The 21,213-nt window shown below is 46.3% G+C and carries 16 protein-coding genes; 12 read left to right on the forward strand and 4 right to left on the reverse strand.

Features of this window, described 5'->3' with window-relative positions; genetic code table 11:
- The first annotated feature begins 19 nt into the window (after positions 1-19).
- From VIM72_RS04000 to VIM72_RS04010, 3 genes are all read left to right on the forward strand, one after another.
- Entirely contained in the window at positions 20-706 is a 687-nt protein-coding gene (locus VIM72_RS04000; protein WP_332001578.1) for an outer membrane beta-barrel protein, read from the forward strand.
- 45 nt (positions 707-751) lie between these two features.
- Entirely contained in the window at positions 752-1,429 is a 678-nt protein-coding gene (locus VIM72_RS04005; protein ID WP_332001579.1) for a porin family protein, read from the forward strand.
- A 194-nt stretch (positions 1,430-1,623) separates the two neighbouring features.
- Positions 1,624-1,872, forward strand: coding sequence for a hypothetical protein (locus tag VIM72_RS04010; protein WP_332001580.1), 249 nt, complete (start codon positions 1,624-1,626; stop codon positions 1,870-1,872).
- A gap of 279 nt (positions 1,873-2,151) precedes the next feature.
- Here the strand turns inward: VIM72_RS04010 and metF are convergent, their stop codons facing one another.
- Positions 2,152-3,105, reverse strand: coding sequence for a methylenetetrahydrofolate reductase [NAD(P)H] (metF, locus tag VIM72_RS04015; protein WP_332001581.1), 954 nt, complete (start codon positions 3,103-3,105; stop codon positions 2,152-2,154).
- 167 nt (positions 3,106-3,272) lie between these two features.
- Between metF and lptB the strand changes: the two genes are divergently transcribed.
- The 8 genes from lptB to VIM72_RS04055 all read left to right on the forward strand — a co-directional run bounded on the left by lptB (position 3,273) and on the right by VIM72_RS04055 (position 16,272).
- Positions 3,273-4,034: an LPS export ABC transporter ATP-binding protein gene (gene lptB / locus VIM72_RS04020; RefSeq protein WP_291925772.1), complete on the forward strand. Its 762-nt coding sequence runs from the start codon at positions 3,273-3,275 to the stop codon at positions 4,032-4,034.
- 22 nt (positions 4,035-4,056) lie between these two features.
- Positions 4,057-5,589, forward strand: coding sequence for a GH3 auxin-responsive promoter family protein (locus tag VIM72_RS04025; protein ID WP_332001582.1), 1,533 nt, complete (start codon positions 4,057-4,059; stop codon positions 5,587-5,589).
- 17 nt (positions 5,590-5,606) lie between these two features.
- A complete protein-coding gene (gene fabG, locus VIM72_RS04030) occupies positions 5,607-6,356 on the forward strand; it encodes a 3-oxoacyl-[acyl-carrier-protein] reductase (RefSeq protein WP_209856307.1) in 750 nt (249 codons plus the stop codon).
- Positions 6,357-6,467: 111 nt separating this feature from the next.
- Positions 6,468-7,031, forward strand: a complete 564-nt coding sequence (locus VIM72_RS04035; RefSeq protein ID WP_332001583.1) for an RNA polymerase sigma-70 factor — start codon at positions 6,468-6,470, stop codon at positions 7,029-7,031.
- A gap of 81 nt (positions 7,032-7,112) precedes the next feature.
- Positions 7,113-8,216, forward strand: coding sequence for a FecR family protein (locus VIM72_RS04040; RefSeq protein WP_332001584.1), 1,104 nt, complete (start codon positions 7,113-7,115; stop codon positions 8,214-8,216).
- 242 nt (positions 8,217-8,458) lie between these two features.
- A complete protein-coding gene (locus VIM72_RS04045; RefSeq protein WP_332001585.1) occupies positions 8,459-11,629 on the forward strand; it encodes a TonB-dependent receptor in 3,171 nt (1,056 codons plus the stop codon).
- A gap of 22 nt (positions 11,630-11,651) precedes the next feature.
- A complete protein-coding gene (locus tag VIM72_RS04050; RefSeq protein ID WP_332001586.1) occupies positions 11,652-13,133 on the forward strand; it encodes a RagB/SusD family nutrient uptake outer membrane protein in 1,482 nt (493 codons plus the stop codon).
- A gap of 118 nt (positions 13,134-13,251) precedes the next feature.
- On the forward strand, positions 13,252-16,272 hold the full coding sequence (locus tag VIM72_RS04055) for a glycoside hydrolase domain-containing protein (protein ID WP_332001587.1): 3,021 nt from the start codon (positions 13,252-13,254) through the stop codon (positions 16,270-16,272).
- A 159-nt stretch (positions 16,273-16,431) separates the two neighbouring features.
- Here the strand turns inward: VIM72_RS04055 and VIM72_RS04060 are convergent, their stop codons facing one another.
- Entirely contained in the window at positions 16,432-17,334 is a 903-nt protein-coding gene (locus tag VIM72_RS04060) for an SMP-30/gluconolactonase/LRE family protein (protein ID WP_332001588.1), read from the reverse strand.
- 153 nt (positions 17,335-17,487) lie between these two features.
- On the opposite strand from VIM72_RS04060, the gene VIM72_RS04065 reads away from it, so the two are divergent.
- Positions 17,488-18,540, forward strand: coding sequence for a nucleoid-associated protein (locus VIM72_RS04065; protein WP_209856326.1), 1,053 nt, complete (start codon positions 17,488-17,490; stop codon positions 18,538-18,540).
- A 199-nt stretch (positions 18,541-18,739) separates the two neighbouring features.
- Here the strand turns inward: VIM72_RS04065 and VIM72_RS04070 are convergent, their stop codons facing one another.
- Together VIM72_RS04070 and VIM72_RS04075 are read right to left on the reverse strand one after the other, a co-directional pair.
- Positions 18,740-20,152, reverse strand: a complete 1,413-nt coding sequence (locus VIM72_RS04070) for a regulatory iron-sulfur-containing complex subunit RicT (protein ID WP_332001589.1) — start codon at positions 20,150-20,152, stop codon at positions 18,740-18,742.
- A gap of 243 nt (positions 20,153-20,395) precedes the next feature.
- A partial coding sequence (locus VIM72_RS04075; RefSeq protein WP_332001590.1) for a hypothetical protein occupies positions 20,396-21,213 on the reverse strand: 818 nt, incomplete at its 5' end.

Genomic DNA, 21,213 nt, shown 5'->3' on the forward strand with positions numbered 1-21,213 from the left:
TTTTAGTACCGAACCACTAATGAAAATTTTTACACTCCTTTTTGTAACAGTTTTATTTGTTACAGTAACCTCACATGCACAGGTAAGTTTGGGTATTCGTGGCGGCTATATTAACACCGGGCTGGAATTGGCCGGTAGTAATTTTGCGCCGGCTACCAAACGTATAAACAGCTGGAAGGCCGGTTTATATGCCAATGTACCGCTGTTTCAGAATGGCTATCTCCAGCCAGGTATCAGTTATATAGAAAAAGGCGCAGGGCTGAATTATGCAGCTTCCCATCCACTTAATCTGTTTACATCAGGGGCCACAAAATTGAAATTAAAATACCTGGAACTGCCGGTGCATCTGGTCTACAAAGTACCGGTAGGATTTGGAAAGCTGCTGGTGGGCGCCGGTCCATATGCTGCTTATTGTATACGTGGCGATTACAGCGTGTCTGCTTATACGGAAAATAAACTGGTTCAATCCGGCTCCAAGCGGGTGGACTTTAAATCATCCCCCAATATTTTTGGTACCAACATGGACCTGCAGCGTTGGGATGCAGGGCTGAATTTTGTAGCAGGAATAGAATTGAATTGCTGTCTTACTTTGAGCGCGCAGTATGGATATGGCATGGTGGATATTGACAGGGCGCCGGATAACGATTATAAAAACAGGTATTGGGGCATCAACCTTGGTTTTTTCTTTGACAGGGAAGACTGGTAAAGGGAACGGTTTTTGTCGGCAGGATTGGTTTTATTAAAAAAACGCATGAGAAAAAATATTCTGATTGTTGTAGCCCTGCTGTCTGTTCAAATAGCAACAGCACAAATAAGATTTGGATTGAAGGCTGGTTTTAGCGGCGCCAGTGTAAAACTAACAGATCCTGTTGATGTTCCGGACCGGAACGAATTTATGCTGCCTGCATTCCATGCAGGTGTGTTAGCAGATATTCCCCTGGCAAAATGGTTTTCAGTACAGCCTGCATTGTTTTACAGTGTTGCCGGGTACAGAACCCGGCCGCAGGCGGAAACGGGCAACTGGTACTACATCGCCAAGTTCAGGTACAACTACCTGGAGTTGCCTGTTAATTTCATGTTTAAGAAAAAACTGGGTGATGGTAAGGTAGTAGCCGGGTTTGGTCCGGCGCTGGCTTATGGCATTGGAGGAAAAGCAACCTATTTCGATAATGGTACCAAGGAAAAAACCGAAAGGATAAAATTCGACGGTGAGGAGGTTACAGAGAATACTAAGGAGCTTCATGCCAACCCAGTCGATGTTTCAGCCAACTTCCTGGTTGGCTACGAGTTTACGCCGGGATTCCTGCTTACTGCGGGTTATTCTCTGGGGTTCAAAAATGTAACTACGCGCAATAATTCGGAGGAGTTGAACCGCAGTTTCCGTATTTCTTTCGGGTATTTGTTTCCCCATGTCCGGCGGAGCAACTGATGAACATAAATATTTTTATTTAAATGACTCAGTGCATTTTTTGTTTCCTGTAGCTAAAATTTTAAAGCCTATATATGAAAAAGAACATCCTGATTGTTGTTACCCTGTTAAGTTCGTTAACCCTTGTGGCCAGGTAAGATGGGGAGCAAAAGCGGGGTTTTCAGGCGATATGGGACTGTAAAGACCAAACCCGGATGACATTATTTCATGACCGGATGCTGGCTGCCTACCACGCAGGAGTTTTAACAGATATTCCTCTTGCAAACAGCTTTGCCGTTCAGCCGGCACTGTTATACAGTGTTAAAGGCACCAAAACGATTGACGCTTTCACCACGGGGATGGGGAATACATCCGGGTTTCCGGATGTAAGTGCCAGTGACAGAACATTGGAAAAGCACCGCTATTTCGGTGTATCTGTCGGATACTTGTTTACCAGGAAATAATCCCATACCATCCTGATCTTTTCAGAAGACTGCCCTTTGCGGCAGTCTTTTTTATTTTTTTTAAAAGAACATAGGGGTCAACCTTGTTTGCCGCGTCTTATTAGCGAAAGATGCCATCAGAAGATGGCCTCGATCATTGGACAGTTATAATTAAAAGTGTGACAGTTATAGGGATATGCCACTACGTATCTACGTGATGGCATTTTTTTTATATGAAAGACAGCAAAAAAGGGAAAGACTTTTGTCCTTCCCTTCTGCTTTTATAAGGAGCCAGGATAACTACATAATTGCTTCTACAGCCTGGCGCACCACTTTCGGTTTACCCAGGGTATAATAGTGAAGTACTGGTACGCCGAAGGCTTTCAGTTCCTTTGACTGTGCAATGAGCCATTCAGTGCCTACCAGTTCCACATCCTTGTCTGTTTTGCATTTAATGATCTCTGTAGAGAGATCCGTAGGAATGTCTACATGGAAAATACGCGGCAGCATAGTCATTTGCTTCCTGGAGGTTAATGGCTTCAGTCCCGGGATAATTGGAACTGTGATCCCCATTTCCCGGCATTTGTTTACAAAGTCAAAGAACTTCTGGTTGTCGAAGAACATCTGTGTAACAATATAATCGGCCCCGTTCTCCACCTTGCGTTTCAGGTGGGCAAGGTCTGTTTGCATATTGGGTGCTTCAAAGTGTTTTTCCGGGTAGCCGGCTACGCCGATACAAAAATTGGTTTTTACACCGCTTTGCAGATCATCTTCCAGGTAAACACCGTTATTCATATGCGCCACCTGGTCAAGCAACTCAATGGCATAGCTGTGCCCGTGCGGATCAGGTTCAAAGAAAGTTTCGTTTTTAGGGGCGTCTCCACGTAAAACCAGCACATTATCTATCCCCAGGAAATTGAGATCTATCAGGGCATTTTCTGTTTCCTCCCGGCTAAAACCGCCGCAAATGAGGTGTGGAACCGCATCTACGTTATAATGGTTCATGATAGCGGCGCAAATGCCTACCGTGCCGGGGCGTTTGCGGATTTCCACCTTTTCAAAAGATCCGTCTGCCTTTTTCTTGAACATATGTTCACTGCGGTGGTAGGTCACATTAATGAACGCAGGCTTGAATTCCATCAGCGGATCCAGGTGGTCATAGATAGACTCAATACTCTTTCCTTTAAGCGGAGGGAGGATTTCAAAAGAAATCAGGGTGTCTTTGGCCTTGGCAATATGTTCAGTTACTTTCATAAAGTTATAAGCTTTACGGACGGCGGCTGTATATAGCCCACCTTCCTGCTAAAATTACGCGGGCAAAAATAAGATATCCCCTTATCATTATCAGATCATTTTTAATCTTAGGATAACTATAACTAGGCTAACTGAATGAATTGTTTATTTTTGCTAAGTTTGATCATATGGCATTAAGAATACATACAGACCAGCTGGTAAAGCGTTACGGCAACAGAACGGTGGTAAACCATGTATCTGTGGAAGTGTCCCAGGGGGAGATTGTAGGGCTGCTGGGCCCTAACGGAGCGGGCAAAACCACCTCCTTCTACATGGTAGTAGGGCTTATTAAGCCCGATGAGGGGAATGTGTACCTGGATGGCCAGAACATTACCAAGCTGCCCATGTACAAACGGGCGCAGATGGGTATTGGCTATTTGCCCCAGGAGGCGTCCGTATTCCGGAAGCTGAGCGTGGAGGATAATATTGCCGCGGTACTGGAAATGACGAAATTGAAAAAGGCAGAGCAGAAAGATAAGCTGGAAAGCCTTCTGGCCGAGTTCCGGCTTACCCATGTACGTAAAAGCCCCGGAGATGTATTGAGCGGGGGGGAACGCCGCCGTACAGAGATCGCCCGTGCACTGGCCGTAGATCCCAAGTTTATCCTGCTGGATGAGCCTTTTGCCGGTATAGACCCTATTGCCGTAGAGGATATCCAGGGGATCGTAGCTAAACTGAAATACAAAAATATAGGCATCCTGATCACAGATCATAACGTACAGGAAACATTGTCCATTACTGACCGGGCTTATTTATTGTTTGAAGGTAAAATCCTGAAATCAGGATCAGCTGAAGAGCTTGCAGCCGATGAACAGGTAAGAAAAGTGTATCTTGGCCAGAATTTTATTCTTCGCCGTAAAGATTACCTGGACGAAGCAGCTAAACAATAAAAATAATTCTACAGCATCCTATATGAGAATTTTAAGTCCTGCAATATCACAACTGGCAAGATTGCGAATGGGGCGTATTGCGTATTTTATGCAGTATCCCGTGCAGGTGCAGCAGCAGGTATTCCAAAACCTTATCAGTGCGGCCCAGTATACCGAATTCGGTAAACAGTATGGCTTTTCAAAGATTTATAAGATAGACGAGTATAAGCAGCAGGTTCCTATTCACACCTACGATACCATCAAGCCATATATACAACGCACGATGGAAGGACAGCAGAATGTACTCTGGAATACGCCTATCAAATGGTTTGCAAAATCCAGCGGTACCACTGCAGATAAAAGCAAATTTATTCCCGTTACAGTGGAAAGCCTGGATGAATGTCACTATCGCTCCGGCAGGGACGTTATCTCCCTCTATTATAATAATTTCCCGGACTCCGACGTATTTACAGGAAAATCGCTGGTAATAGGCGGTAGCCACCAGGTGAATAAACTCTCAGAGAACAGTGATTCCTATTTCGGCGATCTGAGCGCTGTAATGCTCCAGAATATGCCGTTTTACGGCAATATGATCCGGACGCCGGACCTGGAAATAGCGCTGATGGACGAATGGGAAGAGAAAATAGAGCGGATGGCGAATGCCGTGATCCATGAAAACGTTACCTCCATTGCAGGGGTGCCCACATGGACCATCGTACTGATCAAAAGGATTTTTGAGCTCACCGGCACAGACAACCTGGCCGATGTATGGCCTAACCTGGAACTTTATATGCATGGCGGCGTGAGCTTCACGCCTTACCGAGAACAGTTTAAAAAGCTGATACGCAATCCTTTAATGCATTACCAGGAAACCTATAATGCGTCCGAAGGCTTCTTTGCCGCCCAGGATGTAATAGGCGAAGAAGGGCTGCTCCTGTTTCTCAACCACGGTATCTTCTATGAGTTCATGCCAATGGAAGAGCTGAATAAAGAAAATCCCCAAACCTTGCAATTGCAGGAAGTGGAACTGGGAAAGAATTATGCGCTGGTGATCAGTACCAATGGCGGCTTATGGCGCTATATGGTGGGAGATACCATACAGTTTACCTCCCTGATCCCTTATCGCATTAAGATCAGCGGCAGAACAAAGTCGTTTATTAATGCTTTCGGGGAAGAAGTGATCGTGGAAAATTCAGATACCGCTATCGCCAAAGCCTGCGAAGCTACAGGCGCTGTGGTAAACGATTATACCGCAGCTCCCGTTTATTTCAGCGATCATGGCAACGGCGGACATGAATGGCTGATTGAATTTGAAGTAGCGCCGGATGATCTGAACCGCTTTATTTCGGTGCTTGACAGCACGCTGAAAGCAATCAATTCTGACTACGAAGCCAAAAGATACAAGGACATTGCCTTGCATATGCCTGTTGTGCATGTGATGCCACAGGGCACCTTTTGTGAGTTCCTGAAAAGCAAAGGCAAATTGGGCGGGCAACATAAAGTACCCCGGCTGAACAACGACCGTAAATACCTGGAAGAAATCCAGCAATTTGCGGCAAATCATATGAATGCTTAAAACCTATCAACTATAACATGAAATTATTGGAGAACAAAGTAGCCATAGTAACGGGCGCCAGCCGTGGTATCGGAGAAGCCATTGCTTTGAAATTTGCAGCACAGGGAGCAGATGTAGCATTTACATATGTTAGTTCCGATGAAAAAGCCCAGGCACTGGAAGCAAAGCTCATTGCCCTGGGAGTAAAGGCAAAAGCCTACAAATCCAATGCGGGGGTGTATGAAGAAACGGAATCGCTGGTGGCGGATGTATTAAAAGAATTTGGTAAAATCGATATTTGTGTGAATAACGCCGGTATCTCAAAAGATAACCTGCTGCTGCGTATGAGCCCTGATCAATGGGATGATGTAATGAACATCAACCTGAAAAGCGTGTATAACATGACCAAACAGGTTATACGCCCTATGATGAAGGCGAGGAGCGGCAGTATCATTAATATGAGCTCCGTGATCGGTATCATGGGCAACGCCGGACAAAGCAGCTATGCTGCTTCCAAAGCAGGGATCATCGGATTCACCAAATCCATTGCACAGGAGCTGGGCAGCCGCAACATCCGTTGTAATGCAGTGGCGCCGGGTTTTGTAGAAACAGATATGACCAGCTACCTCAAGGAAGGAGAGGGCGCTGCCAATTATATTGCCCAGATTCCGCTGGCCCGCTTCGGCTCGCCGGAAGATATTGCCAATGTTTGCCTGTTCCTGGCTTCCGATATGAGCAGCTATGTAACCGGGCAAACTATCAGCACCTGTGGCGGTTTGTGTATGTAATTCAACAAGTTAAAGATGATAAAGCGCGGGTTCATGACCCGCGTTTTTTTATTGAACCTACTTTCCGTATCTTTTCGCCACAGTGAACAATTTTGTGGATGAAGGAATACTTTGGAGGAAGTAAGTAAAAATATTAACAGGAAACAACGTCAGCTACCCGCTTTTGAATCATTATTCAAGGAGTACTATGCAGCACTCTGTACATTTGCCTTTGATTTCGTAAACAGACATGAACTGGCAGAAGAAATTGTGCAGGACACTTTTATGAAGATATGGGAAAAGTATAAGGAGCTCGACATACAGGTATCTGAAAAAGCATACCTGTACCGCGCTGTTCAGAATAATTGCCTCAATTATATTAAGCAGAATAAAGTTCGCATGCAATATGGCAGCGAACAGCTTCAGCAACTGGAATCCCGCATCGCCCTCTTCAGCATCACCTCGGCCCATTCGCCGGCAGCAAAACTGGAACAATCCGAATTGGAGCTGATAGCAGAGAAAGCTATCCGCAAATTACCGCCCCAATGCCAGGACGTGTTCCGGCTTAGCCGCTTTGAAGAACTGAGCTACCCCGAAATTTCCCATCGCCTGGGGATCTCCATCAACACCGTAAAAACCCAGATGACCCGCGCCCTGCAAAGGTTGCGCGATGAATTACTTCCCCTTTTAAAGTAGGGTGTTAAAATAAATTGAATTTTTTTTCGGGGCTTGTCACCCTGCGGGGGATTAAATGTTGTCTTACTACTTGTTTTCAATATGATGGGGCCTAACTATACACAGGAGCAGGCGGACGACCTGATCGCACGTTTTTTGTCCGGCAATATTTCCACGGAAGAGCAGGCAGCACTGATACACTGGATCAATGCTACTGCGGAGAACCAGGCTTATTTCCTGGAGCTCAGGGACGCCTGGCAGGCTACAGCACAGGAAGGAAATTATGATGCCAATGCTGCCTGGGATAGTTTGCAGCCGGGAGGAGCGCCATTGGCTATCAGCAAATGGAAATATTATTTCCGTATGGCCGCTTCCTATACACTGCCCTTTCTGATTGGCGGAGGCCTGGTATATGCCTGGGCTTCCGGCAAAAAAGAAAACAACAGCAATGCGCTGGTAACGGTGACCAGCCCGAAAGGGGCTACCACCAAAATAGAATTGTCTGATGGCACGGAAGTATGGCTCAACGCAGGCAGTAAACTGCAGTATGCACAGTCGTACAACGTTCGTGGCCGCGAGGTAAAACTGGAAGGAGAGGCTTTCTTTAAAGTGCATACCAATGCACAGAAACCGTTTACGGTAAAAGCTTCCGATCTGAGGATACTTGCGCTGGGCACATCTTTCAACGTAAAAGCATACCCGGAGGATAAAACAGTGGTAACTACGCTGGTAGACGGAGAAGTGAAGATAGACGGCAGCAAAACCACCACGCCTTTCGGATTAATGATGAAACCGCATCAACATGTTGTGTATAAAAAACCATCGTCAGTAAGCAACAGGGAACAACTGAAAATGCCTGTATCTGGCGGAGACAGCTCCACAGCTGCCCCGATAGAAAGCAGGGAAGTGAACAATACAGAAATATATACCGCCTGGAAAGATGGCAACTGGATAGTGGCCGCCCAAACGATGGATGAACTGGCGGTAACAATGGAACGCCGGTTTAATGTCAGGGTGGTCTTTAAAGAACAGGAATTAAAGGAATATCGCTTCAGCGGCACTTTCCGCCAGGAAACACTGGAGCAGGTACTGAACATCTTAAAACTCACAGCGCCACTGAAATACCATATAGACAAAGGTGTTGTGACCCTGGCGCTGGATGAAGAACTGAAAGAAAAATATAATAAAGCATTTAAGAGCCGGTAATAACCCTGGCATAGAAAAACCATCATTCAATCACCTGTAAAACCAATTTACATGCCCGGTATGAAGGACTAAAAAAATTGGGGTAATGCGACTTACCCCAATCAACGAAAATCACTGATTGGTGGGTTGCCTTTGCGACGGGCAGCCACCGTAATTATTCGTTTAACTAAAATCTATACAAGTTTATGAAATCCACTGCAAACCCGGCGGCATTTTTTTGCCCCGGGCGAAAATTATTGCTCATGATGAAATTGACGGGCCTGCTGATTTTCGGAGGTTTTTTACAAGTATCCGCTAATGCTTATGCGCAGGATAAAATAAAAGAACTGCATGCTGAAAACAAGAGCGTGAAAGATGTATTTAAACTCATTGAAAACAGCAGCAATTATCGCTTCTTCTATAACGAGAATTTTACTGATCTGAACAAGGCAGTGACCATTGATGTGAAAGATAAGAAGATCAATGAAGTGCTCAGGGAGCTTTTCAACAATTCCAATGTTACCTACCGCGTGCTGGAAAACAACCTGGTGGTAATAACCCCTGCCGGCACCGCACAGGTAAAAGTAACGGGGTATGTAACGGATGCCGCTACCAAAGACCCGTTGCCCGGTGTAACGGTAACGGTAGAAGGGACCAACACTGGTGCAGTAACCGATGCTACCGGTAGGTTTACTATCCAGGCGCCTTCTGAAAACAGTGTACTGGTATTCTCCTATATAGGTTACCTGCAACAGAAAATCACACTGGGAGGCCGTTCCGAGCTCAATGTTAAACTGGAAGCGGATACCAAGAAGCTGGAAGAAGTAGTGGTGATGGGATATACCACCACTACCACCAAAAATCTTACAGGAGCAGCGCAGGCGGTAAGCGGCGCCAAACTGAAAGACGTAACTGCCAGCAGCATGGATAAAATGTTACAGGGTAAAGTAAGCGGTGTATTTGTGGGCAATACTTCCGGCGATCCGGCTTCCGCTCCCGTGATCCGTATCCGTGGTAACGGAACCCTTACTGCAGGCAACTCCCCGTTGGTAGTAGTAGACGGCATCATTGGCGGGCTACCCAATCCCAGCGATATTGAAAGCGTTACCATCCTGAAAGATGCCGCCGCTACTACCTTGTATGGCGCCCGTGCAGCCAACGGCGTAATGGTGATCACCACCAAAAGAGGTAAGGCCGGCAAAACACAGGTGAACTTCCGCACCAACGTAGGAACTGCCCAGCTTAATACCGGCCATTTTCACCTGATGAACGGCACTGAGCTATACGATTTGCAGAAAGCCGCAGGAGCCACGCTGGATCCATCTCTCCGTAATATCAATACCAACTGGCAGAAACTGGCCTTCCAGAATGCTACCAACCAGAACTACGAATTATCTACCAGCGGAGGTAACGAAAAAACAAAATTCTACCTCGGGGGAAACTACTATAAAGAAGACGGTATCCTGAAAGGCACCGGGGTAGAGCGCTTCAGCGCCCGCCTCAACCTGGATCATAACATCTCCGATAAATTCCGTATCAGCGCCAACTTCGCCGGAACCCAAACTTCCGACCACGATAATTCAAACGGCTCACTGTATCAATACTACACGAATTTGCCATGGGATAAGGCTTACGACGACCAGGGCAAACCGGTAAACCCGCTTACAGCCGCTACCTGGTACGGCAGGGATATGACCAATTTTCTGTACGACCAGCAGTATAACTACATTAAAAACAAAAGGCAGTCGCTGGAAGCATTGGTAAAACTGGAGTATGATATCACCAAATGGTTATCATTCAGCTCTACCAACCGTGCACAATACTACCACTACAACCAGGAAAGCAATGGCGATGTGCGTACTTCTTCCGGTACCGACGACCGCGGTAACCTGTATAACTATTACCAGGATTCAGCCAGTTATATCAGCTCCAACCTGTTGAAGGCAAGGTATACCATTAATAAAGTGCATAACATCGACGGACTGGTGGGCGCAGAATTTCAACAGGCTAACCTGAATGATATCAATGCAAAAGGAAAAGGCGTATTGCAGGGGGTAGAAGTATTGGATGGCACTTCTTCTCCAATGTCTATCGGCGGAACAAAAATATCCCGCGCTTTTAATTCCTATTTTGTACAGGCGAACTATAACTACAATTATAAATACTATTTCACGTCTTCCTTCAGAAGGGATGGTTCTTCCAAGTTCGGCGCCAACCAGCAGTATGGTAACTTCTATGCTTTTGGCGCATCATGGGCAGCATCTGAAGAAAATTTTATCAAACAGATAAAAGCAATCACCAACCTGAAAATAAGAGCCAGCTACGGTACCACCGGTAATGCTGAAATAGGCGACTATGCAGCTATCGGGGCCTACGCGATCAATACCCAGTATAATGGGTTTCCCGGCGCTTACCAGAGTGTATATAATGTACCAAACCTTTCCTGGGAAAAAGCCTACAATACCAACTTTGGTATCGACCTGGGATTGTTTAACCGGATTAACCTGACAATAGAATTATATCAGAAAGATAATAAAGACCTCCTGTTCAATGTGCCGTTGCCTGCTACTGCCGGCTACAGCTACATTTCACAGAACGTGGGATCTGTGCGTAACAAAGGGCTTGAAATCAATCTGAGCACAGATAACCTGGTAGGTGCATTCAAATGGAGCACTGATTTTAATATCGGGTTCAATAAAAACAGGGTTACTGAATTATATACCGGTAAAAGCCAGATCGTAGATCCGATCAGCGGTTACTTTATCCTCCAACGGGGCCAGGATATGCGTAGTTTCTATATGCGCAAATGGGCCGGCGTAGACCCTGCAAACGGAGATCCGCTGTGGGAAAAGCTCATTACCGATGCCAATGGCAACGTAACCGGCAAAACCACTACCAACAACTATAATGATGCATCCCTGCAGATAGTGGGTTCTGCCACACCGAAGTTCTTCGGAGGTATGCGCAATACTTTCTCCTATAAAAATTTCCAGCTGAGCGCCTTCCTGTCTTTTGTTTCAGGTAATGATGTGTACAACAGTACCCGTGAGCTGATGGATAATGATGGGGCATATTATACCTATAATATGATGCAGCTGGATAAGGACTGGAGCCGCTGGGAAAAGCCGGGGGATGTAGCCACCCATCCAAAGTACACGATCAAAGGGAATAAAAACTCGCACAAACCGTCTTCCCGTTTCCTGGAAGACGGTAGCTACCTGCGTTTGAGAAACGTGAACCTGAGCTATGCGCTGCCAAAAGCCTGGCTGGATCGCGCGCATATCGGAAGCGCCAGGATTTCTGTGGGCGGCGATAACCTGTGGACTTTAACCAAATTCTCCGGTCTGGATCCGGAAGTAGATGACCGTGGTATCAACTACATCAAGTATCCGTCCAGCACCAAATGGTTTGCAGGCCTTGAAATTAATTTTTAACAGGAGCTAAAAAGAGATGATCATGAAACACATGTCAAAATATTTTGCAGGGCTGCTGCTGTTATCAGTAGCAACTTCCTGCTCGCTGAAGAAAGATCCGTACAGCGCCGTTCCGGATGATAATATCCTGAAAGATGAAACCAAATGGCCGGCAGCCACTATAGGTAATTATGCGTTGCTGAAAGCAGAAAATTTTACACGCAATTATTTCCAGATGGGAGAGTTCCCAAGCGACGATGTAGCACTGAGCGGTGCTACCACCGATGCGCTTTTCTATTCTTATACTTACGGTCACCTTACCAATCAGGCCAATGCGTTGCAGATCTGGCGTGCAGGATATAAAGCAATCAACGGTTGCAACAAACTGCTGGAAGTAATGCCGGAAGGAAAATCAGATGCGGTGAATAAAATGATCGGGGAAAACCTGTTCATCCGTGCCTTTGTACATTTCAGCCTGGTAAGGTCTTTCGGCCGGCCTTATACACAAAGCCCTGAAACAAACCTGGGCATACCGGTAGTTACAAAGTTTGATATAACTGCCATGCCTAAACGTAGTACGGTAAAAGATGTATATGCACAGATAATTGCAGACCTGAAGAAAGGAAAAGACCTGATGGATAATTCCAATACCAACAGCTATGCTACCAAATATGGCGCTATGGCTTTGCTGGCAAGGGTATATCTTTATATGGGAAGAAATGATTCTGCCCGTATCTATGCCGACTCCGTGATCACTTCAGGACAATACACCCTGGTGAACACTTCTGATCTTCCCGGTTACTATACCAAAACCAACGAAAATAATAAGGAAACAATTTTTGCCATTCATCATACACTGCAGGACGACCGTACCTGGGCTTCTATTGGCTCTATGTATTATATGTCGCCGGGCGGCATGGGTTACGGTGAAATGTATGCGTCACAGTCGTACCTCGACCTGTTGCACAAATACCCGGGGGATGCCCGTAATTCCTTTGTACAGGCGGTTTACCTGAAGGGCACTGATGGAAAGGATTCCGTAAACGCAGGCGGACAGAAAGTAATGGCTTCCCGCAACGGGGTTCCCAAATGGTATGTGCTGAAATATTCCAACCAGGATAACGTGCCTACGCTCAGCTCACCAGTGGTGCTGCGCCTGGCCGAAATGTACCTGATCCGCGCAGAAGCCAATGCAAAGCTGAATAATAACGCCGCTGCTATTGATGATGTGAACACCATCCGTAAAAGGGCAGGCCTGAGCGGCGCTGCGCTGTTCTCCGTATCCGACCTGCATGGCTATGCTTCTGTACTGGATGTGGTGCTGGATGAGCGCCGCCTGGAACTGGCCTTTGAAACGCATCGTGTGTTTGATCTGTTCCGCAACAACCGGAACGTATACCGCAATTACCCGGGTGTTCAAACCAACCCGCAAACGGTATCTTATACAGACGCAAGGGTTGTACACTTTATTCCTGAACAGGAAATATTGCTTGATCCTAACCTGGTGCAAAACCCGATTCAATAAAATTATCCTGAAAGGCCCCGTTCAACGGGGCTTTTGCATTTATAAAATATTCCGGAAAAGATACTGCAACAGTAGTAAATTTATAACCAGTGAACATTTAAAAATTTTCTTATCCTTCATGTATCAGACAAACCACGCTTCCCGCAACTTCAGGAGAGGATTGCTGCTGGCAGGATTTACTTTCAGCTTTCTGACCATAGCACTTGCCCAGGAAGTGAAGTATACCAATGGCAATAATAACTGGAATGCCGACTCGCTCGGTAACCACCGCGCTGTAGTTACGTTTAACGGCAACAGTTCCGTAGCCCGTGTAGTAATACCCTGGCGCCGCCGCGATGAGCACCCCGAAATGAAACGTATTATTATAGAGGACGCGAAAACAAAGCAAAAGGTGACCAATGTAAAAGCATTGGCGCTTAACCGTGAACGTGGAGATATCTGCTTTGAGCCCACCTCGGGGAAAGGCGACTACTATATTTATTACCTGCCGTCTAAAAATGAGGGCCGCGACAACTACCCGAAGGGCGTATACCTGGCGCCGGAACAAACAGCTGATAATAACTGGCTGCAATCTATCCCCGCTGGCATAAAACCCAATACCACCGTGAAACAGCTGGAAGCCATCGACAGCTTCAATACCTTCTATCCCATGGAAGTAATTGCCACGGAAGCGGAGCGGAAACAATTGCTGCTGAAGCATCCTGGCGGAGGGTATATGTTGTTCCCGGAAGACAGGCAGTTCCCCATTAAAATGACAGACGACCTGCCACTGCGCTGGATAAAGAAAGGGCCGTCCCAGTCGTTTTCCGGCGCCGCCGATAAAGGCGAGTACTACGCATTTCAGCTGGGCATTTATGCCCGTAGGGAAATGAAAGACGTGAAGATTTCCTTTGCCGACCTGAAAACAGCCTCCGGGCAAACGATTCCTGCTGCGCAGCTCAACTGTATTAATACCACCGGTACCACCTACGATGCAAACCCCTTTTCTACCACAGTGAATGTTCCCGCCGGGAAAGTACAGGCCATGTGGTGCGGGATAGATGTGCCGGAAAACGCTGCAGCTGGCATTTATAAAGGAATCGCCACCGTCAGGGCCGAAGGTATGCCCGCCATGCCGGTAAGAATTACCCTCACGGTAACGAATAAACAGGCAGTGAACAGTGGCTTTAACGAGCCGTGGAAACAGACCCGCCTGAAATGGCTGAACTCCACGCTGGCGCAGGATGATGCCGTGATTGCGCCGTATACCCCGCTGGAGCTGAAAGACAGTGTAATCAATTTACTTGGGCGGAAAGTAGGCATCAACAAAGACGGCTTCCCTGCGCAGATCCAGACGTTTTTCACACCTGAAATGACCTCGCTGTCTACACAGCCTAAAAATATTTTCACGGAACCGGTACATTTTCATTTCACAGGAGCCGCCACAGGAAAGGATCTTCACTGGCAAAGCAATGGCTGGCAAATCACTCAAAAGACGCCGGGAAAAATCAGCTGGAAAGCCCTGAACACCACCACCGGCCTGGAAATGGAAGTAACCGGCACACTCGAATTTGATGGCTTTCTCGACTATACCGTGAAAGTAACCGCACAGGAAGAAGTAGCCCTGAAGGATATTACCATGCACCTTCCATTTGATAAGGGAGCGGCAAAGTATATGATGGGCCTCAACCAGAAAGGCGGTGTGCGCCCGGAAAAGATCGATTGGAAGTGGGATGTGAAAAACAAGAACCAGGACGGTGCATGGATAGGCGATGTGAATGCAGGTATCCAGTTTAACCTGCGTGATGAAAACTATGTGCGCCCGTTGAATACCAATTTTTATCTCCAAAAACCTTTGCTGCTGCCGGTATCCTGGGGTAATGGGGATAAAGGCGGCATCACCATAGGAGAAAAAGGAAAATCAATACTGGTGAATAGTTACAGTGGTGAAAGAACCTTGCATAAAGGAGAGGTACTGTATTATAATTTCCACCTGATCATCACGCCTTTCCATCCTGTTAACACCGATTTCCAGTGGTCTACCCGCTTCTATCACAAGTACAATAACCTTGATAGTATCAGGGCTACCGGGGCCACCGTAGTGAACATACATCACGGCAACGATATCAATCCCTGGATCAACTATCCGTTCATTGAATGGAAAGCGATGAAGGATTACATTGACGAAGCGCATCAGCGTGGGCTGAAAGTAAAGATCTATAACACGGTAAGAGAGCTTTCCAATCATGCCTGGGAAACCTTCCCGCTGCGTAGTCTGGGGCATGAGGTGTATAGCCCGGGTAAAGGTGGAGGCTTCTCCTGGTTGCAGGAACATGTGGGTAAGGATTATATCGCTGCCTGGTTTGTGCCGGAATTTAAAGATGCCGCTATCATCAACAGTGGTATGAACCGCTGGCATAACTACTACGTGGAAGGCATGAACTGGCTGGTGCAAAATGTGGGCATCGACGGTATTTACCTGGATGATGTGGCGTTTGACCGGGTTACCATGAAGCGGGTAAAACGTGTGCTTACAAAGGATAATCACCCGGGGATCATTGACCTGCATTCTGCCAACCAGTATAATAAGTCTGATGGATTTATTAATAGCGCAGTACTGTATATGGAGCATTTCCCTTACCTGAACAGGCTTTGGTTTGGGGAGTATTTCGATTACGAGAAAAATGACCCGGCTTTCTTCCTTACGGAAGTAAGCGGCATCCCGTTTGGCCTGATGGGCGAAATGCTCCAGGACGGCGGCAACCAGTGGAGGGGTATGGTGTATGGCATGACTAACCGCATGCCATGGACGGCTACTTCAGATCCACGTCCTATCTGGAAAGTATGGGATGATTTTGGAATGCAGGGAACAAAGATGATTGGCTATTGGGTGGAAAATAACCCGGTTAAAACCAGCAATCCTTTGGTACCGGCTACTATATACCGGAAAAACGGAGCAGTGCTGGTATCTCTTGCCAGCTGGGCGCCGGAAAATACTACCGTTAAACTTACCATCGACTGGAAGGCCCTGGGCATCGACCCTGCGACGGCAGTGATAACGGCACCGGATATACGGAATTTCCAACAAGGGCAGGTATTTGGCAAAGACGCTGATATCCCTGTAGAAAAGAATAAAGGCTGGCTGCTGATAATTAAGTAAGAGCGGATTTTGTCTGACTCTGGATTAAATTGATTACGCTGATTTTATTTTTTGGGATTTTAAAATCATTTATAAAATCCCAAAAAATAAAATCCAGGTAATCAATCAGTAAAATCAGCGTAATCCTGTTCCAAGACAATTTACAAGGCCGAAGGCCTTCTAAAAGCGTTTGCCCGGAATTGTTACCCGGAAGGTTTCCACGCATTTCCGGTCCTGCAGGGTAACATATACAGTTCTGCCGTCTTTGTCTCCAAACACCAGGTTGCTGCATTGCTTCCCCTTCAGGGGTACTTCCCGGATCAGTTTTCCTGTGGGTGATAGCACGGCGATTACGCCTTTTCCCCATCTGGCTACATAGAGATTCCCTACTTTGTCGCATTTCATGCCGTCGAATCCGAAATCGGGAAAGGTAGCGAATAAGGTTTTCCGGGAGATGTTACCGGCCCTATCCACCTTATATTTCCAGATATTCCGTTGCACGCTTTCGTTTACGTACAGGGTTTTTTCGTCGGGACTTAGTTCTATGCCGTTAGTGGTGCCCATATTGCCTTCCAGCAATACAGGAGTATGGTTATCAGGGTCTATGCGCCAGATCTGGCCGGTGTTGGCAGCCCATTTGGGATCGCTCACAAAGATCTGGTCTTTACTGTTGATGCAGAGATCATTAGGCTGGTTGAACTGGTCGGAATGGACATATGTGCTGACCTTCCTGGTTTTCATATCAACAGCTAATACATTATGCCGGATAAAGTCCGGGAGGAGCATAGTTCCCTTGCTGTTGAAGTGAACGCCATTGGCTATACTGCTATCGGGAAGGGTAACAAAGATCTCGCCGGCGCCGGTTTTGGTATTTATTTTACCGATAGTGCCGTCTTGTTTAAAATTTACAACGTAAAAATTGCCGGCTTTGTCAAAATTGGGTCCTTCAATGTTTACGGAAAACATATTCTCTGCTGTCAGATCGCGGGTTTCATGTACAGGCCGGTCTGCATTTTTTTGCTGGGCTATCAGCGGGAGGCCGTATCCGGCGGCCATTATCAGCAGGCAAATATATTTTCTCATGTTCATTTTGTTTTGAAACTTTAAATTAAGGAACTATTCCAGAATTTTCAGCGTATATGGATGGGGGATAGGGTATGTAATGAAATTATCAAGAAATAATTACCGGGGAAAACGGTTCTGTTGCCTGTCAACTAATTTATTAATTTTGCGCCCATGATCCATGTTTCGGAGTTTAAAGATTTGGCGCAACTAACGATACACAAGGTAGGGAATCCCACTAACGACGAGGCCCTGCTCTGTTCCAAGGCGCCTTTGCAGCTGGAGGATGAAACGATCAGCCAGTTATTGGTAACATATTTTATTCAGCCGTTTGCCAGTGCAGCAGAGTATTTCAGGTTCCGTCATGACGCAGATCTGCAATTGAATGAAATATTTCAATATTGTCGACGTATATTTACTGACCAAAATGAATTCCAGGAGCAGTCGGTCAATATTGCCAAACATCTATATAAACATTCCACCCATCCTAAAATCAAAGGGGGAGAGCTTTATATAGCCTACTTTAGCAAGTGCCAGGTAGATGGTGAAGAGGTAGAAGCGATAGGCATTTTTAAGTCGGAGAACCGCGACACGTATTTGAAAGTATTCCTGGCGGATGAAAATTACCAGGTAAATTATGAGGACGGTATAAATATTAATAAGCTCGACAAAGGTTGTCTTGTTTTTAATACGGAAGAATCCGAAGGTTTTAAGGTAAGTATAGTAGATAGTAACAGCAAACAAGCCGAGGCGGTATACTGGAGGGATGCATTTTTACAGGTACAGCGCCGGGAAGATAGTTACCATCAGACAGAAACAGCGGTGGACATGTGTAAACAGTTTATACACAACAAATTGCCAACCGAATATGAGATGGACAGAGTAGACCAGGTAGATCTGTTAAATAAATCAGCCGCTTATTTTAAAGAAAAAGAGCAATTCCAACTGGATGATTTTGCAAAAGAAGTACTGGGTCATCCCGACGCCATCGCTTCTTTTAAAGAGTACCGAAATGAATATGCGAGTCATTTTCAACAAGATATCCCTGACGAATTTGAAATATCTGCACCTGCTGTAAAAAAACAGCAGAAAGTATTTAAGAGCATTCTGAAATTGGATCGTAACTTTCATGTGTATATTCATGGTAACCGTGAGATGATTGAGCGCGGTTTTGATGAGGCCACTAACATGAACTATTATAAATTACTGTTTGAAAATGAAGCGTAAGGCGGTGTAATAGCCGGTAGAGGCGCCTGTGTGATTGATTTTGTGAAGAGATATAAGATAGCATTTTTTAAGTTTTCTCATAAGCAAAAACCAATTGTTAACAAAGGCTGCCTCGTCTGGGCGGCCTTTTATTTTATAAGAAAAGCTTGCAGTATGCAAACAAAAAAGACAACCAGGCCGGTTGTCTTTTTTGTTTTATTTATTGTCCTTTTTCAGGATTGTTGTTCTTGTTAGGATTATGTGGCCGGTGTTTATGCCGTGGTGGGCGCCGGTCCTGTTTAGGATTGGTAGCTCCCTGTCCGCCGGGCAGGCCTGGTTGCGCCGGCTGCTGACCTGGTTGCTTTGGCGCCTGTTGCCTTTGTTCCTGGCGTTGCTCATTACGGGGTTGTTGTTCGCGTCCCTGTTTAGGCTGGCCTCCACCTTGTTGCCGCTGATGGCGGTTGTCTGGCTTCGGTTTACGTTCGGAAGACTGCCGGTTATCCGGTTTTTGGCCTCCTTTCGGAGCGTCGGTTCTTGGCTGAGCCTGGGCTTGTTTTGGCTCGCCGCGTTCTGCGCGTTCTCCGTTCCTTTGCTGCCTTTGTTTGTCTTTATCTTTCTGTTTACGTTTCTGTGCTGTTTTTTCGAGAGATTTCAGACTGATTAATCCCACTACATCTGCGTATCCCAGATCCGCTTCTTTGGGTTTGGCTGTTACCACTTCCACCGGTTTCAGGTCGTCCGGTTTAATACCCTGCCTGTTCAGCTGCCGTATTTCCTTTGCCCTGGCAATGGTAAGCGGATACTGTTTGTTGCTGCCTTCATAAGAATACCACATGAGGCTTTTGAAAATATCCCGTTTTTGCAGGTGGGCAACGCCACCGGCAGTTTCAATGTTATCTGCATCTTCGGGGAAATCTTTCAGTGCATCGAGGTAGGTATCAAGCTCATAGTTGAGGCAGCATTTCAAACGGCCGCATTGTCCGGATAGCTTCGCCTGGTTGATAGAAAGGTTCTGGTACCGGGCCGCAGTGGTATTCACGCTTTTGAAATCAGACAGCCATGTGGAGCAGCATAACTCCCGGCCGCAACTGCCTATACCGCCTACTTTTCCGGCTTCCTGGCGGGCGCCTATCTGGCGCATTTCCACCTTGGCCCTGAATTCAGAGGCATATACTTTGATCAGTTCTCTAAAATCAACGCGATCATCCGCAGTGTAGAAGAAAGTGGCTTTACGGCCATCGGCCTGTATTTCCACTTCTGCCAGTTTCATTTCAAGCCCGAGGTTGCGCGCGAGGGCCCGGGATTTTATGAGCGCCTCTTTCTCGCGGGACTTGTTGTCGTTCATTCGCTGCAGGTCGTCGTTCGTGGAACGCCGCAGCACTTTTTTTACTTCGGGTGTGTCTTCAGCGCGTCGCTTCTTCATTTGTAGTTTTACCAGTTCGCCTGTCAGGCTTACTGTTCCAACATCAAATCCGCTAACTCCTTCTACTGTAACCATCTCTCCTTTATCAAAGAATTGTTTGGTTACGTTACGGAAAAAGTCCTTGCGGCTGCCATTGTTAAAACTTACCTCTATAATGTCAAATGGTGCTAAGCTATCACCAAGGGGAATATTGGACAGCCAGTCAAACACGTTCAGTCTGTTACAACCTCCTGTGCTGCATCCTCCATTACTCTTGCATCCTGACGGCTTCCCTTCCACACCCGTACCACATCCGGCACAAGCCATATTATTAATTAGTTTAAATTTTATAAATAAGCATTTCAGGTTATTCCAGTTCTTCAAAATACGTTTTTCCTTTCAGAAAAACAAAAGGCCGGAAGCAACAAAGATAGGGAAAAGCAGCCGATAAGACCCACAGGAAGCAGGTGGTTATTACATAACCGGTAAAGGTTTCTTTTTAAATATATATTGTAGCTTGAGAGACAGGGCATGAAATAGCATTTTCCCGTTGGCGTTACGTTCTATATAGTAGCTGGCATTGTTAAGGGCATCGGCAATTTCCTGCATCTGGTCAAGATTAGCCAGCTTGGCCAGTTTGGCGGCAAAGTCCATTTCTTCCGGGGAGAAGGCCAGCTGGTTTTTATCAAGATATTGCAGGCGCAGGGTATGTTCCAGCAGGTTAATAAAATAGCGGAGGAACTGTTTTTGGTTTTCCCTGCCCGTTTTGGCGCTGGAAATATTTTCTATCCATTCCTGCAGGGCTGCCCGGTTACCGGTGAAAAGGTGGTTCAGCCAGCTCCTGAGCAATTCATGATAGTCGTCTTCCGAATGCTGCAACAAGTAAAGGGCTTCACGGTAATTGCCGGCAGTAATAGTAGCCATCTGCCGGGCTTTTGCTGCGGGAACATTATTTTTCTGTTCCAGTGCAGCTACCAGGTCGGCTTTAGCCAGCGGGTTTATTTTGATAAGATGTGTTCTTGATAAGATGGTGGCCAGTATCTGTTCCTGGTTTTCTGCCACCAGAATGAAAAGGGTGTTCTGTGGCGGTTCTTCAATTAACTTCAGCAGGCGGTTCCCTTCATTGCCCAGGTATTCGGGCATCCACATCACCAGTATTTTATACCCGCTTTCAAAACTTTTCAGGTTCAGCTTATGGATAATTTCCTGGCATTCCGTGGCGGTAATGTTGCCTTGCTTATTTTCAGCGCCTATAAACTGCAGCCAGTCGTATGCATTACCATATGGATGTG

Origin of the sequence: Chitinophaga sp. (assembly GCF_036569185.1) — a bacterium.
In the GTDB taxonomy this organism is placed as follows: Bacteria; Bacteroidota; Bacteroidia; order Chitinophagales; family Chitinophagaceae; genus Chitinophaga.

Bases quoted from the DNA above. Each gene is read 5' to 3' on its own strand.
- VIM72_RS04000 (WP_332001578.1), top strand. From the start codon at position 20: ATGAAAATTTTTACACTCCTTTTTGTAACAGTTTTATTTGTTACAGTA.
- VIM72_RS04005 (WP_332001579.1), top strand. From the start codon at position 752: ATGAGAAAAAATATTCTGATTGTTGTAGCCCTGCTGTCTGTTCAAATA.
- VIM72_RS04010 (WP_332001580.1), top strand. From the start codon at position 1,624: ATGACATTATTTCATGACCGGATGCTGGCTGCCTACCACGCAGGAGTT.
- metF (WP_332001581.1), bottom strand. From the start codon at position 3,105: ATGAAAGTAACTGAACATATTGCCAAGGCCAAAGACACCCTGATTTCT.
- lptB (WP_291925772.1), top strand. From the start codon at position 3,273: ATGGCATTAAGAATACATACAGACCAGCTGGTAAAGCGTTACGGCAAC.
- VIM72_RS04025 (WP_332001582.1), top strand. From the start codon at position 4,057: ATGAGAATTTTAAGTCCTGCAATATCACAACTGGCAAGATTGCGAATG.
- fabG (WP_209856307.1), top strand. From the start codon at position 5,607: ATGAAATTATTGGAGAACAAAGTAGCCATAGTAACGGGCGCCAGCCGT.
- VIM72_RS04040 (WP_332001584.1), top strand. From the start codon at position 7,113: ATGATGGGGCCTAACTATACACAGGAGCAGGCGGACGACCTGATCGCA.
- VIM72_RS04045 (WP_332001585.1), top strand. From the start codon at position 8,459: ATGATGAAATTGACGGGCCTGCTGATTTTCGGAGGTTTTTTACAAGTA.
- VIM72_RS04050 (WP_332001586.1), top strand. From the start codon at position 11,652: ATGAAACACATGTCAAAATATTTTGCAGGGCTGCTGCTGTTATCAGTA.
- VIM72_RS04055 (WP_332001587.1), top strand. From the start codon at position 13,252: ATGTATCAGACAAACCACGCTTCCCGCAACTTCAGGAGAGGATTGCTG.
- VIM72_RS04060 (WP_332001588.1), bottom strand. From the start codon at position 17,334: ATGAGAAAATATATTTGCCTGCTGATAATGGCCGCCGGATACGGCCTC.
- VIM72_RS04065 (WP_209856326.1), top strand. From the start codon at position 17,488: ATGATCCATGTTTCGGAGTTTAAAGATTTGGCGCAACTAACGATACAC.